Annotated in this window: 13 protein-coding genes; 10 read left to right on the top strand and 3 right to left on the bottom strand. The window is 59.0% G+C overall.

The genetic code is table 11. The annotated features are described in order from the left end of the window. The first annotated feature begins 5 nt into the window (after positions 1-5). Genes tsaE through tsaD form a run of 4 tightly spaced genes read left to right on the top strand, consistent with a single transcriptional unit; the run spans position 6 to position 2,980 of the window. Entirely contained in the window at positions 6-602 is a 597-nt protein-coding gene (gene tsaE, locus ACN08Y_RS00400) for a tRNA (adenosine(37)-N6)-threonylcarbamoyltransferase complex ATPase subunit type 1 TsaE (RefSeq protein ID WP_419099339.1), read from the top strand. A 4-nt stretch (positions 603-606) separates the two neighbouring features. Continuing rightward, entirely contained in the window at positions 607-1,287 is a 681-nt protein-coding gene (gene tsaB, locus ACN08Y_RS00395) for a tRNA (adenosine(37)-N6)-threonylcarbamoyltransferase complex dimerization subunit type 1 TsaB (RefSeq protein ID WP_419099340.1), read from the top strand. Continuing rightward, positions 1,284-1,820 carry a ribosomal protein S18-alanine N-acetyltransferase gene (gene rimI / locus ACN08Y_RS00390; RefSeq protein ID WP_419110754.1) on the top strand — a complete coding sequence of 179 codons (537 nt, stop codon included), beginning with the start codon at positions 1,284-1,286 and terminating at the stop codon, positions 1,818-1,820. The genes tsaB and rimI overlap by 4 nt, the downstream gene beginning before the upstream one ends. A gap of 59 nt (positions 1,821-1,879) precedes the next feature. Beyond that, the gene (gene tsaD, locus ACN08Y_RS00385) at positions 1,880-2,980 is read left to right on the top strand and encodes a tRNA (adenosine(37)-N6)-threonylcarbamoyltransferase complex transferase subunit TsaD (protein ID WP_419104929.1); all 1,101 of its coding nucleotides are present in this window, start codon (positions 1,880-1,882) and stop codon (positions 2,978-2,980) included. An 11-nt stretch (positions 2,981-2,991) separates the two neighbouring features. Here tsaD and ACN08Y_RS00380 read toward each other — a convergent pair whose 3' ends face one another. From ACN08Y_RS00380 to ACN08Y_RS00370, 3 genes are all read right to left on the bottom strand, one after another. Beyond that, a complete protein-coding gene (locus ACN08Y_RS00380; RefSeq protein WP_419099343.1) occupies positions 2,992-4,131 on the bottom strand; it encodes a glutamate--cysteine ligase in 1,140 nt (379 codons plus the stop codon). 212 nt (positions 4,132-4,343) lie between these two features. Further along, the gene (locus tag ACN08Y_RS00375; RefSeq protein ID WP_419111546.1) at positions 4,344-5,663 is read right to left on the bottom strand and encodes a THUMP-like domain-containing protein; all 1,320 of its coding nucleotides are present in this window, start codon (positions 5,661-5,663) and stop codon (positions 4,344-4,346) included. Continuing rightward, on the bottom strand, positions 5,656-5,883 hold the full coding sequence (locus ACN08Y_RS00370) for a hypothetical protein (protein ID WP_419111545.1): 228 nt from the start codon (positions 5,881-5,883) through the stop codon (positions 5,656-5,658). Before ACN08Y_RS00370 ends, ACN08Y_RS00375 begins: the two co-directional genes overlap by 8 nt. A 238-nt stretch (positions 5,884-6,121) precedes the next feature. Here ACN08Y_RS00370 and groES point away from each other — a divergent pair, with 238 nt between their 5' ends. The 6 genes from groES to ACN08Y_RS00340 all read left to right on the top strand — a co-directional run bounded on the left by groES (position 6,122) and on the right by ACN08Y_RS00340 (position 14,381). After that, positions 6,122-6,412: a co-chaperone GroES gene (groES, locus tag ACN08Y_RS00365; RefSeq protein ID WP_419099346.1), complete on the top strand. Its 291-nt coding sequence runs from the start codon at positions 6,122-6,124 to the stop codon at positions 6,410-6,412. Between the two features lie 54 nt (positions 6,413-6,466). Continuing rightward, positions 6,467-8,062, top strand: coding sequence for a chaperonin GroEL (gene groL / locus ACN08Y_RS00360; RefSeq protein ID WP_419099347.1), 1,596 nt, complete (start codon positions 6,467-6,469; stop codon positions 8,060-8,062). Between the two features lie 213 nt (positions 8,063-8,275). Beyond that, entirely contained in the window at positions 8,276-10,417 is a 2,142-nt protein-coding gene (locus tag ACN08Y_RS00355) for an acyltransferase family protein (RefSeq protein ID WP_419111544.1), read from the top strand. A gap of 199 nt (positions 10,418-10,616) precedes the next feature. After that, a complete protein-coding gene (gene guaB / locus ACN08Y_RS00350; RefSeq protein ID WP_419110749.1) occupies positions 10,617-12,134 on the top strand; it encodes an IMP dehydrogenase in 1,518 nt (505 codons plus the stop codon). An 88-nt stretch (positions 12,135-12,222) separates the two neighbouring features. After that, complete coding sequence (locus ACN08Y_RS00345) at positions 12,223-13,350, top strand: GuaB3 family IMP dehydrogenase-related protein (protein WP_419111543.1); 1,128 nt, start codon at positions 12,223-12,225, stop codon at positions 13,348-13,350. Positions 13,351-13,433: 83 nt separating this feature from the next. Then, positions 13,434-14,381: an SURF1 family cytochrome oxidase biogenesis protein gene (locus ACN08Y_RS00340; RefSeq protein WP_419099351.1), complete on the top strand. Its 948-nt coding sequence runs from the start codon at positions 13,434-13,436 to the stop codon at positions 14,379-14,381. Positions 14,382-14,420: the final 39 nt, after the last annotated feature.

Raw genomic sequence — 14,420 nt, 5'->3', positions numbered from 1 at the left:
TAACCATGAGTAAGCCCCTCCTGCTTGACCTTGAAATCACCGGTCCCGAACATACCCGTGCGCTGGCTCTAGCTCTAGCCCCCTACCTCCACGCCGGCGATGTGCTCATTCTGACCGGCGAGCTAGGCGCAGGTAAAACCACCTTTACCCGCTCGCTCGGTGAGGGCCTAGGAGTACGCCAAGGCGTCATCTCACCCACCTTTGTGCTCTCACGCGTCCACCCCAACCTGCCCAATGGACCCCGCCCCGGCGGGCCCGACCTGGTGCATGTGGATGCCTACCGACTGGCCTCAGCCGAAGAACTCGATGACCTGGACCTGGAATACTCCCTAGATACCTCCGTGACCGTTATTGAGTGGGGCAGAGATAAGGCAGAGCACCTGAGCGAGAACCTGCTGGACCTAGAGTTTTCACGGGTCACCGGGGCAGACCTGGCAGAGACCGACCCCTACCAGCTCTACGCCCCCGGCCAAGAAACGGAGCGCGAGGATGAGGACGGGCACCCCGAACCGCGCCGCCTTCGTCTGCTGGGGACCGGGCTCCGCTGGGAGGCCACCTGGAAGCAGCTCACAGACACCCTCACCTCAGTGGGGCTAGACTAGGGGAGTGCTTTTACTCGCTCTTGATTCATCTGCAACCGCCTCTGTAGCCCTGGGCTCCTATCAGGGCGGTACCCTGACCGTCCTGGCTCACCGGGCTACCACCGATACCCGCTCACACGCTGAGGTCATGTCGCCCTTCGTGGAGCAGGTTCTGGCTGAAGCTGGCTACCGGGGAAGAGACCTGGATGCCCTGATCACAGGTACCGGCCCCGGCCCCTTCACTGGTTTGCGCGCCGGTATCGTTACGGCCCGCACGCTGGCTTTTGCCTGGGATAAGCCCCTCTATGGCCTGATGAGCTTGCAGGCTCTGGCAGAAGCTGCTGCGGATACCGCCCGCGCCCGGGGGCACCAGAAGTTCTTGGTTGCTAGCGATGCCCGCCGCCGTGAGGTCTACACCGCCGTCTACGAGCTGACCGGCACCGGCTATACCCTGCTGGATGGTCCCACCGTGGGCTCTGCTTCGCAGGCTCCCCACTTACCTTCCTACGGTTTTGGTGCTGGCCTCTACCCTCAGGACCTTGAGAGACAGGAGGGCTTTGAAAGCCTCCAGCCCGATGCCCCTAGCTTACTTGCTGCCGCCTGCCGCTTAGGAATGGAGAACCTGAGCCAGGACACCTCTGCGCTCTACCTGCGTGAATCCGATGCCAAGGTTCCTCTTGCTCGCAAGAAGGCGCTGGGCTCATGAGTCTAGCTGCCCTGCCCACCGGTCTAGCGGGCGGAGTTACCGCCCGGCCCATGACCCTGCACGACGTCCCTGCCGTTCACACCCTAGAGCTTGCGCTTTTCCCCGCCGATGCCTGGCCCCTGGACATGTTTCTGGCTGAAATCACCCACCCCAGCCGGGCCTACATCCTGCTTGAAGCTCCGGCCAGTGATACCGGCCCTGCCCAGGTCATTGGCTACGCCGGGTGCATGAGCGTAGCCGACACCGCCGATGTGCAGACCATCGCCGTGCTACCAGCCTACCAAGGGCTCGGATACGGGCGGGCCATGCTGGACTACCTGGCCAGGGAAGCCAGCGCCCGAGGAGCCGAAAAAATCATGCTCGAAGTACGAGCCGATAACCCCCGCGCCCAGGACCTCTACCGACGCAACGGCTACCAGCACATTCACACGCGCCGCCGCTACTACCGCGACGGGGTCCATGCTCTAATTATGAGCAAAGAGCTCCCGCCTGCGATCGAAGCAGACCCCGCAGATAGTCCGGCCTCCGCCTAGCCCCGCACCCGGTCAGGCCTCATTCCGGCCCTTAGAAACCTCAACAAAGAAGACTAACCATGACAGACCAGCCCCTTGTCCTTGGCATTGAATCATCCTGCGACGAAACCGGCATCGGTATCGTACGGGGCCAGACCCTGCTGACCAACACTGTGTCTTCGTCCATGAACGAGCACGTCCGCTTTGGTGGTGTGATCCCTGAGATTGCCTCCCGCGCCCACCTAGACGCCATGATTCCGGCCCTGCGCGCAGCCCTGGATGAAGCCGGGGTGACCCTGGACGAGATTGACGCTATCGCCGTGACGGCGGGCCCTGGCCTTGCCGGTGCCCTGATGGTGGGTGTCTCAGCGGCTAAAGCTCTGGCCACCGCTACAGGCAAGCCCCTCTACGGTATTAACCACCTGGTAGCCCACGTGGGAGTTGGCCTGCTCGATGACTGCGGCATTGAAGGTCACACCGCCGACTTTCTGGACGGTCTACCCCCCAGCGGGTTAGGTGCACTGCTCGTTTCCGGTGGTCATACCGAGATTCTGGCGGTCCGGGATATCACCGGCGATGTAGAACTGCTGGGGGCGACCCTCGATGATGCCGCCGGTGAAGCCTACGACAAGGTAGCCCGGCTGATGGGGCTGCCCTACCCCGGCGGGCCTGCCATTGACCGAGCCGCCGCCGGTGGCGATGGCACCGCCTTTGCCTTCCCCCGCGGCCTATCCACCCGCAAATTTATGGGAACAGCCCAAGAACCCGGACCCCACCGCTACGACTTCTCCTTCTCCGGCCTCAAAACCGCTGTGGCCCGCGTGGTGGAAGGCTTTGAAGCTCGCGGTCAAGAAGTGCCCGTGGCCGATATTGCCGCCAGCTTCCAGGAAGCGGTGGTTGATGTGATCACTGGCAAGGCCATGCTAGCTTGTACCGAACGTGGGATTGATACCCTGCTTCTGGGTGGCGGTGTAGCGGCGAACTCACGCCTGCGCTCGCTGACTGCCCAGCGTTGTGCAGAGAACGGGGTTAAGCTGGTGATCCCTCAGCTGAGCCTGTGCACGGATAACGGGGCCATGGTCGCGGCTCTGGGTGCCCGGCTGGTATCGGAAGGGCGTGCACCCTCCGGTCTTGATTTCACCGCTGATTCTTCGCTACCTGTTACCACTATTTCCCTCTAGGGGGCAGGGGCCTAGAGTCCTTCGGTAGCCTGAGCTACCAGGTCATCGACCACCGCGCGCAGGTCGCCCCGGTTCTCGTGCGCTACTCGGCGCTGACGCTGATAGCCAGCTCCCTCACGGCAGATACGCTCAATATCGGCCAGCTCAGCCTGACAACCCAGATCAGCGGCTATGCCCTCTAGCTTGTTGAGTAGGCCCAGGACGTCCTCGGTGATGGGGCGTTCTGCATTGGCGTTATCCACAATAACTACGGCATCGGTGCCGTATCGGGCTGCCCGCCACTTGTTTTCCTGGTGGTGCCAGGGCTTGAGCGGCTCAATGCGCCTACCTGCTTCAATCTGACGGGAGAACCACTCGACCAGGCACTGGGTAAAAGCGGTGAGTGCGGTGATATCGGCAATGGAGGCCAGCCCGTCGTAGGCCCGCATCTCAACGGTGCCGTACTTGGGTACCGGGCGGACATCCCACCTGTTCTCGCTGGGGTCATCAATCACGCCGGTGGCAACGAGATCTTCTAGGTAGTCTTCATAGTTTTCCCAGCTCTCAAAGGTAAAAGGTAGGCCTGAGGTAGGGAGTTGCTGGAAAATTTGGGATCGCTGGGAGGCGAAGCCGGTGTCTTCACCCTCCCAAAAGGGGGAGCTGGCTGAGAGCGCTAGGAGGTGGGGGTAAAAGTTGGTAAGCCCGTTGAGGACGGGGAGAGCTTTGGCTCGGGAATCTACACCGGTGTGGACGTGTACCCCGTAGATGATTTGGCGGCGGCCCCAGTATTGGGAGCGGTCAAGCACCCGTAGGTAGCGTTCTTTGCCCACTACCACCTGTTCTAAAGCCTGAGAGAAAGGGTGGGTTCCTGCGGAGAAAAAGGCTAGTCCGAGCCGGTCGGTAATTTCCTTGAGTTTTGCTGTTGCTTGGGCCAGCTGGTCGGCAGCTTCTGCGGGGGTGCGGCAGATGCCGGTCACAACTTCAACCGTGTTATTGAGGAATTCACCGGTAATGTGCGCGCCCGGCCCCGGCACTAGTAGGTCGGGGTTTTGCTCTTGAATCAGTGCCAGAACCTCATCAGCCCTACCCGCTAGTTCACGGCTAACGGGGTCAACCAGGGCAAGTTCCCATTCCACGCCAAGGGTGGACTGGGCTGAGGATGCAAACTGCATGGTGGTGCTCCTGGGGACGGGTGCTGTCGCTGATTCTATCTTAGGGCCAGTGGGCCCTCTCCATGAATTGGGTGTCACCGTGTGACGGGGGGCGGGTCGGGGGTGTTTCTTACTTTGTATTTGCCCGGTGCTGATCTTATCAACTGGCTTGGGGGCTGGCCTTTAAGGGTGTTGATGACAATAGCACCGGGCAGAGGAGAAGGCTCCTTGAGTCATCTCCCGCCCTTGGTCAGCGGCACCTGTACAGGTTCAGCCCAGATTGCAAGCCGCTGAGAATCCAGCCCCTGACCCAGCCGGGTGAGAATGAGGGTTGCCTCCTTGCGAGCTTGCCCCTTTTTCTTTTTAGCACCGGCGAGGAGCTTGGCTCGAAGCTGTTCTGGAACGATATCTACCCCGCGTTTTTTGACGGTAAGGGCGGTGATGCCGTTTTCCTTGACCCAGCGTTTGAGGGCTTTCTCATGCAGGGGAAGTATCTGCCGGACTTCAAAGTACTGGGCGAGCGCGGTGGGTTCTAGAGTGTCTGTGGTCAGGTAGGCGATTCGCTCGTCGATGAGGTGGGCGCCCAGTTTGTGCGCTAGGTCGGAGACAAGGTGGGACCGTACTACGGCTCCATCGGGTTCAGCCAGGTAGGTGGCTAGTTCACCGATGGTGGGTTCGTATTGGTGGGTGCCGGTGCTTTCGGGGGAGTCGAGAGCCGAGGTGATGTCTTCCAGAAGTTCTGGTTCTTGTGGGTTTTTGGAGAGTAGGCTGGCTGCTCTACGCACCCTCTTGCGGGCCAGGGCGTTGAACCAGAGCACTACTTCTACAACGGAGCCACCGTGGGATACCCATTCGGCTTCGCAGTTGGCGGGAATGTGTTCGTGGGGTAGGCCCGGGCCCATTTTGACGCCCATGGGGATGCCGGTTGCCGCCAGTTTTTCGATCAAGGAGAGGGGAGGGGAGAAGGCTTCGGGGTCAAAGAGTCGGGAGGTGGTTGCGCCATCCTCAACTTCGCGGCGGGCCGGGTCGAGCCAGAGTGCTTGAATCGCTTGACCGTTTGCGGTGGTGAGGGTCTGAACGTCAATGTTTTCGACATTGCCGACGAGCACCTGCGAGTTGGGGTAGTGGGCAAGATTGTGGGCTGTGAAAGCGGCGGTTGCGGGGTCTAGTTCTACGGCGGTGATGGCAAGGCCTGCGGCAGCAAAGGCTAGGGAATCAGCGCCGATGCCGCACCCTAAGTCGGCTACAGAGGTGATCCCTGCGTCCTTGAAACGTTGGGCGTGACCTTTAGCGACGGCGGCCCGGGTGGCCTGCTCGTAGCCTGCTTCGGTCAGGAGCATACTGTGGGCCTTATCCCCGAACTTATCTGCTCCCTGGGTGCGGAGCTTTGCCTGGGTGAGTATGGCTGAACTGTCTTCTGGGCTGAAGCCGCGTGAGCGCAGGGTGCTGGCTGCTGCCAGAGCGCGGTCGGTGAAGTAGGGGGTGAATTCGTCGATAGCGGCAAGCTGTTCGTGCGTGAATGGGTGGGCTGGGGCAGGGGTCAGGCTAGTCATTGCCTACCATTCTAGTGCCGGTGGGGAGTATGGCACCGCCAACTGGCACGGTACAGAAGAGTAGAGCAAAGACACCTGCAACCGCTACTAACGAGCTTGCTAAGGCGGGAGAAGCCCCGAGCCTGATCGTTGCCAGAATCTGAATGGGAACGATAGCACCTAGCCCCATTGAAAAGAGGACGGTAGGAACTAGAACAGGCCAGAAAATCAGTTTGAGCACGGGTACCTCCACATCACCAGAAAGTAGTCTATAACACACAAAAAGGTGCGCTGTGTGCGAAACCTGCGCCGTATCTTGCTCCCTGAGCCATTACCGGCCTAAAGTTTTAGTTAGCACTTGACCGCTTACAGTGCTAAAGATGCCCGGTAGGTAAGACCGCGACGATACCAGCACCGGGCGCTGCAGCACCGGTCACCCCATAATTTCTATTTTTAAGCCTTCTCACAAGGAGTACCTCGTGGCAAACATCAAGCCCCTCGAAGACCGCATTGTCGTCCAGATCGTCGAAGCAGAGCAGACCACCGCATCCGGCCTGGTTATTCCCGACACCGCCAAGGAAAAGCCCCAGGAGGCCAAGGTTATCGCTGTAGGCCCCGGCCGCATCGACGACAAGGGCAACCGCATCCCCGTAGATGTAGCAGAAGGCGACCTCGTCATCTTCTCCAAGTACGGCGGTACCGAAGTTAAGTTCGGTGGCGCTGAATACCTGATCCTCTCAGCCCGCGACGTTCTGGCTGTTGTCTCCTAAGTTCTAGCGGAACCCACCACACCCGTTAGTACCCAAAGAAAGAAGTAAGGATTCATGGCAAAACAGCTTGAATTCAACGATGAGGCGCGTAAGCACCTACAGGCCGGTGTTGATAAACTGGCCAACGCTGTCAAGGTAACCCTGGGCCCTCGCGGCCGTAACGTGGTTCTTGATAAGCAGTGGGGCGCGCCCATCATCACCAACGACGGTGTCTCCATCGCCCGCGAAATCGAGCTGGAGGACCCCTACGAGAACCTCGGCGCTCAGCTGGCTAAAGAGGTAGCAACCCGCACCAACGACGTTGCTGGTGACGGCACCACCACCGCAACCGTTCTGGCTCAGGCACTGGTTGCCGAAGGCTTGCGGAACGTTGCCGCTGGTGCCGCCCCCGGTGAGATTAAGCGGGGAATTGAGCAGGCAGCCAAGCTGGTTGCTGAGCGCCTTCTGGCGAATGCCCGCGAAGTTAAGGGCGAAGAAGTGGCTCACGTTGCCGCTATCTCTGCCCAGTCACCTCAAATTGGTCAACTGCTGTCCGAGGCTTTCTCTAAGGTCGGCCAGGATGGCGTTATCACCATTGAAGACGGCTCAACCACCGAGATTGAGCTTGAGGTCACCGAAGGCATGCAGTTCGATAAGGGCTACCTGTCACCCTCCTTCGTGACCGACCCCGAGCGTGCCGAAGCTGTCTTGGAAAACACCGCTATTCTGCTCTACCAGGGCAAGATCTCAACCGTTGCCGAGATTATGCCCGTCCTGGAAAAGATTGTTCAGGCCAAAAAGCCCCTGACTATCATTGCCGAGGACGTAGACGGTGAAGCCCTCTCCACCCTGGTGGTCAATAAGCTCCGCGGCAACCTGGATGTTGTGGCCCTCAAAGCTCCTGGCTTTGGCGACCGCCGCAAGGCAATCTTCCAGGACCTTGCCGTTCTGACCGGTGCTACTGTCATCACCGGTGAACTGGGTATCTCCCTGGACGCTGTCACCCTGGAACAGCTCGGTTCAGCGCGACGCGTAACAGTTACCAAGAACAACACCACCATCGTTGACGGCGGTGGCACCTCCGAGGCTGTTGCTGACCGCGTCGCCCAGATTCGCAGTGAAATTGAGCGCGTGGACTCCGAATGGGACCGCGAAAAGCTCAAGGAGCGCCTAGCCAAGCTGGCCGGCGGCGTTGGCGTTATTAAGGTAGGTGCGGCAACTGAGGTCGAAGCCAAGGAGCGCAAGCACCGCATCGAGGACGCTGTGTCATCCACTCGCGCAGCTCTTGAAGAGGGCATCGTAGCCGGTGGCGGTACCGCCCTTGTTCACGCGCTTGCTGCCCTGGATGGCGTCAAGCTCGACTCTCAGGAGGCCCAGGTCGGTATCGACATTGTGCGCCGTGCCCTGGTTCAGCCTCTACGCTGGATTGCTGAGAACGCAGGTCAAGACGGCTACGTCGTTGTCTCTCGCGTCGCTGAGTTGCCCATCGGTCACGGCTTTAACGCCGCAACCGGCGAGTATGAGGATCTCATCGCTCGCGGTGTCATTGACCCCGTCAAGGTAACCCGTTCAGCACTAGAAAATGCAGCCTCCATTGCTGCGCTGGTTCTGACCACCGAGACCCTGGTCGTTGAGAAGCCCGCTGAGGACGAGAACGAACAGGCTCAATAAAATAGCTGTCCGCTAGGTATACCAGCCGCCTCAAGTTCTGCCCGCTATGGTGACCAACACCGTAGCGGGCAGAACTATTTGTATTAACAAAACACCTGAAAGTGGCGGTAGGATGCAAGAGCTAGAAAGATTGGACCTGGCTAGCAGGTCGCAGGCCAGAGCACCAGTAGGCTGAAAGGAGGAAGCCCACAGCACTACGCGGCGCTAGAAGCTATGAATGATTCTCAACTCCGCCAGCACCGGGCGCCCTCTACCGGAACCATACGAACTGTCACCCTCCAGGCAGAACGAGCCTGGCGCCCCGAAATTCAGGGGCTGCGGGCACTGGCTCTGCTCCTGGTGGCCGCCTACCACCTGTGGTTTGGGCGGGTATCAGGTGGCGTGGATGTCTTCCTGCTCGTCTCTGCATTTTTGCTAACTGGCTCGTTCACCCGAAAGCTGGAAGAGGGTAAAATCCTTGAGCCGGGGAGCTGGTGGGGCGCTAAAACTCTGCTGGCCTACTGGGTTCATGTCTTTAAACGCCTGCTTCCACTTGCTTCTATTACGGTTCTGCTGACCCTTCTGGGCACCTATTTTTTTATTCCGGCTGAGCGTTGGCTACCCATTATTGATGAAGCTAAATCTGTGGTCCTCTACCAGCACAACTACTGGTCAATCGAGAACGCCGTGGACTACTATGCGGCGGATTCATCGCAGGCTTCACCCTTCCGGCATTTCTGGTCGCTCTCAGTCCAAGGGCAAATGTATGTGCTCTGGCCGCTGATTTTCCTGCTCCTTGCCCTGCCCCTGGGTAAGCACCGACGCAGGGCGCGCTGGCTGTTGACCCTTGCTTTCGGCTTGATTTTTGCCCTGTCGCTGTCCTATTCCATTGACGAGACTGCCGCCCACCAGACCACCGCCTACTTTAATACCCAGGCCCGGCTGTGGGAGTTTGCGCTGGGGTCCCTGGTCGCGCTCTGGCTACCTGCGCTCAAACTGCCCCGGCACTTGCGCGCTCTGATGGGGTGGGCAGGTCTTGCGGGCTTGGTGAGTTGTGGGTTTGTACTCGATGTGAACGGTACATTCCCCGGCTATGTTGCGCTCTGGCCTACCCTCTGCGCGGCTCTGGTGATCATGGCGGGGGATACCGGCACGCTCTGGGGCCCCGAAAAGCTACTTACCTGGCGCCCCCTCTTGGCTTTGGGCGGTTTCTCCTATGCCCTGTACCTGGTGCACTGGCCAATCCTCATTTTCTACCTCTCCCAGACCAAAGAGGCCAAGGCTGGCTTCGTCGCGGGACTGCTTCTCCTCCTCATTTCTGGTTTACTAGCTTGGGCCTTGACTAAAGCCGTCGAGCAGCCGCTTCGGGACTGGGCATGGCCCAACCGTTCCATCGTCGCCGGGTTTGTCACAGCTACCCTCTTCGCGGGCCTGGCTCTGGCTCCCTCCTACGCATGGACCTCATCCATCTACCGGCAGGCGGTAGCCGCTGAAGAACACCGGGCAACGAATAACGTCGGGGCCGCTATGCTGGACTCCACTTACGAGTACACAGGGGACGAGGACGCCACCGTAATCCCTATTCGGGCCGTACTGGATGCCGACTGGGCTGATTTAGGCCCCTCCTGCACCGAGGCCGCACCCGAACTGGACCTACCCGAATACCTGGAGCGGGACTGCAACTTCGTGGTGCAGACACCCAATCCCACCGGGACGGTGGTTGCCTGGGGCAACTCCCACACCCAGATGTGGATTACGGCCCTGCGCCCCCTGGCAGCGGAAGAGGGCTGGAACTTGATTGCCCTGACCCGCCCCGGTTGCTTCCTGGGGCAAGAAGATAACGAGGCCTACTCCAACGGCTTTGAATGCCAAGAATGGGCCGAAGAAAGCTCCAACTACATACAGCAACTACACCCGGATATCGTCATACTCCAGGGCACCAAATCGGAGGCAGAACTGCCCGATACCGTCCTTGCCAATGCTGAACAGCGTATAGATGAGCTAACGCATTCGGATATCAGAGTTATCGGGGTTCGTGACACGCCCCGCATGGAAACCATGCACAAGGACTGCCTTGACTCCTTTGGCACATTCGATGAGTGCACCATGGAACCAGGCCAGGACGTATTCGAGAGCCCTTTAACCGCGTTGGAAGGGCGTTACCCAGGGTTTGCGGCTCTCAACCTTTCAGACTTGGTCTGCCCCAACAACGAATGTCCTGTCAGTATCGGTAACATCTATACCTACTTTGACTATGACCACCTCACCGCTACCTATATAGAAACTCTGGGCCCCTACTTTGACCCTCGCCTCTTGGAGGCTGTGCATCGTGCTGATCAAAGCGCACAGACTGCCGCAGATGATTCAGCTTTCTAAGATGAGCTGACCGGATATACCTAGAGCGGGAATGGGTGGGCTAGTCTGGTAGCTATGGGCTTTGAGGCTTCCTACCTGCCGGTGCAGAGCTGTTGCAAGGGGCCGGGGCGTCCGCTCGCACAAGCCAGCCAAGCAGACTAAGATTAAAGATAGTGTCGCCCGCGCTAGATGACCCCCTTCGAAAGGTAGCAACCCCTCCATGACCACTCCTACTGCTCTGAGCGAAGACCCCTTCGGCTTTACCGGACTTACCTACGACGACGTTCTCCTGCTACCTGGCAACACCGATGTCATTCCCTCCGAGGCAGATACCACAACGCGCCTAACCCGCCGTATCTCTATCGGTTCACCCATTATTTCTGCGGCCATGGACACCGTCACCGAAGCTAACCTGGCAATTGCTATGGCTCGCATGGGTGGCATGGGCGTTATCCACCGTAACCTTTCAATCCAGGATCAGGCCGACCACGTGGACCGCGTCAAGCGGAGCGAATCGGGCATGATTACCAACCCCGTGACCGTCGGCCCCGATGCCACTATTGCTGAACTTGATGCGCTCTGCGGGCACTACAAGGTCTCGGGTCTTCCCGTGGTGGATGATTCCGGTGTTCTGGTCGGTATTATCACCAACCGCGACATCCGTTACCTACCCGAGTCCACCTTTGAGACCACCAAGGTCCGTGACATCATGACCAAGATGCCCCTGATTACGGGTCATGAGGGCATGAGCAAGGACGAAGCCTTCGACCTGCTGGCAAGTAACAAAATCGAGAAACTGCCCCTGATTGACGAAGCAGGTAAGCTCACCGGTCTGATTACGGTCAAGGACTTCACCAAGAGCGAGCAGTACCCCCGAGCCACTAAGGACGAGGACGGTCGCCTGCGCGTCGGTGCCGCTATCGGATTCTTTGGTGATGGCTACGAGCGCGCCATGACCCTGATCGAAGCCGGTGTTGACGCCCTGTTCGTGGATACCGCCAACGGTCACTCCCAGGGCGTACTCGACATGATTGCCCGCCTCAAGAAAGACAGCGCAGCCGCCCACGTTGATGTTGTGGGTGGCCAGGCCGCTACACGGGCCGGTGCCCAGGCCATTATCGATGCCGGTGCCGATGCCGTGAAGGTGGGCGTTGGCCCCGGTTCTATCTGCACCACCCGCATTATCGCCGGCGTTGGTGTGCCCCAGATTACCGCTATCAATGAATCGGCTAAAGCCGCTATCCCTGCCGGTGTTCCGCTGATCGCGGACGGCGGTATGCAGCACTCCGGTGAAATTGGTAAGGCCCTGGTCGCAGGTGCTGACTCCGTGATGCTTGGCTCCCTGCTGGCCGGTACCGCAGAATCACCCGGCGACCTAATTTTTGTCAACGGCAAGCAGTTCAAGGCCTACCGTGGCATGGGCTCACTGGGGGCAATGCAGTCCCGCGGGGGTAAGAAGTCTTTCTCTAAGGACCGCTACTTCCAGGCCGATGTGTCCTCAGAGGAGAAGCTGATTCCCGAGGGAATCGAAGGTCAGGTGCCCTACCGTGGCCCCCTGTCCTCTGTACTGCACCAGCTCGAAGGCGGCCTGCGCCAGACCATGTTCTATGTGGGTGCCCACACTATCGACGAACTCAAGCACAAGGGCCAGTTTGTGCGGATCACTTCGGCAGGTCTGAAGGAATCACACCCGCACGACATCATGATGACGGTAGAAGCCCCCAACTACCGCCGCTAAGCGCAGATTGTTAGCACCGCCTGCCCCTAGAATTGGGCGGGCCTGAGCAGAAAGCCACCAACCGGCTAGGCCGGTGAAAGGAAAAGCTATGAACGACATCCAAATTGGTATGTCCAAGCGCGCTCGCCGCACCTACTCGCTCGATGAAATTGCCCTGGTTCCTACCCGCAGGACCCGGGATACCAACGATGTGAACGTCACCTGGCAGATTGATGCCTTCGCGTTCGACACCCCCATCATCGGTGCTCCTATGGACTCGGTGATGTCACCGGCTACCGCTATCGCTCTGGGTAAGCTCGGTGGCCTGGGTGTTCTTAACCTGGAAGGGTTATGGACTCGTTATGAGGATCCCCAGCCCCTACTCGATGAAATCACTGCACTGGATGCAGAGGATGCCCCAGCCGCGACCCGCCGCATGCAGCAGATATATTCGGAACCCATTAAGGCTGAGCTGATAACGGCTCGCCTTGCTGAGATTCGTGAGTCCGGTGTCATTGTGGCAGGTTCGCTGACCCCGCAGAACACCCAAGAGTTCTATGAGACTGTGGTGAAAGCTGGTGTTGATATCTTTGTGATTCGCGGTGCAGCTGTTTCTGCCCAGCACGTTTCGACTAGCCGTGAGCCTCTAGACCTCAAAAAGTTTATTTACGAGCTCGATGTCCCTGTGATGGTGGGCGGTGTAACCGGTTATACCCCCGCCATGCACCTGATGCGCACCGGTGCCGCTGGTGTCCTGGTTGGCTTTGGGGGCGGTGCGGCCCTCACTACCCGCCGGGGCCTGGGTATCCAGGCCGCTATGGCAACTGCTATCTCCGATGTAGCAGCCGCCCGCTCGGACTACCTGGACGAATCGGGTGGCCGCTACGTCCATGTGATCGCTGACGGTTCACTAGGCCGCTCCGGTGATATGGTCAAGGCTCTGGCTATGGGGGCCGATGCTGTCATGATTGGTGCGCCTCTGGCTCGTGCCCTTGAGGCCCCTGGTGCCGGCTGGTACTGGGGTAACGAAGCCCATTCCAAAGATTTCCCGCGCGGTGTACGCACCTACCAGGGTACCGTGGGAACCCTCAAGGAGGTTCTCTACGGCCCCTCGGCTCACACCGACGGTAGTTCTAACCTGGTAGGTGCCCTCAAACGGGCGCTGGCTACCTGCGGGTACACCGACCTGAAATCTTTCCAGCGTATCGATGTGAATTTCACCCCCTACGTCAAGTAGCGTCGACGGCCTCGCTCTTGCTGCTCACATGCAGGGGAGCGGGGCCTGCGCGCTGTCACCCATGTTTGTAAGAGGTCTCTGAGTTGCTGAAAACTGCCCTAACCCCACGCTGGTTGCTGGGCTTGCTCCTGGTGCTGGCTCTGTCCAGCGGCTTTGTCATGCTCAGTAAGTGGCAGCTTAACTCATCGACCATGGGGCAGCTTACCGCTGACCCGGCCAAGGATAGGGTAGGCCCCTACACCGAAGTTCTCCAACCACACAGTGCTCAGCTCGCTAGCACTGTAGATACTGTAGTTGAAGCGCGAGGTACCTATACTCCAGGCTCCTCCTACCTGGTAGAAAACAGGCTTAAAGATGGTGTCCAAGGCTACTGGGTAATTGCTCTATTCACCCCGGAAGATAGCCAGAACGTGGAAACCAGTATGGGATCTAGCCCCCGGGGTATCGCTGTGGTGCGCGGCTGGTCTAAGGAGCCCCTTGTGCCTCCGGAACCTCAAGGGCCGGTGACGGTAGCCGGTCGTATCGTGGCTAATGACCCACCGGTCAATAGTAACCAGAGACACTCCCAGCTTGAGAACAAGGACCGTTTACTGGGGTCAGCCAGCCCTGCCTACCTCACGAATGTGTGGAACGCCCCGCTCTATGACGGAATCCTGACCCTTGATTCTGAGAGCACAGAGGGGACACCGCTGGCTGATGACGGAACTATAGCTATAAACGCCACCATCATCGGGCAGACCGATAACTTCCTGCCGGTGCGGGCGCCTCAGGTCACCGATGAGAATGTTGACTGGCTTAACATCTTCTACGCCCTAGAATGGCTGGTTTTTGCTGGGTTTGCGCTGTATCTGTGGTATCGGATGCTTAAGGACGCCGTTGAAAAGAAAAATGATCCGGCTCTCTACTTCGAGTATGAGGGGGAGTACTGGGTAGACGAAGAAACCGGCCGCCCCTACTACTACGACCCGGCGGATAAGACCTACTATTATTTCGATGAGGTCCAATCAACTAATAATACCGAGTCACACTAAGATTTCTCAGATAAATAAGGCCTCTGCCAGCTTAACCCT

Origin of the sequence: Rothia sp. P5764, from assembly GCF_048512965.1 — a bacterium.
Taxonomy (GTDB): Bacteria; Actinomycetota; Actinomycetes; order Actinomycetales; family Micrococcaceae; genus Rothia.
The sequence above is the reverse complement of the archived record's forward strand: the minus strand, read 5'-3'. Positions and strand labels throughout refer to the sequence as shown.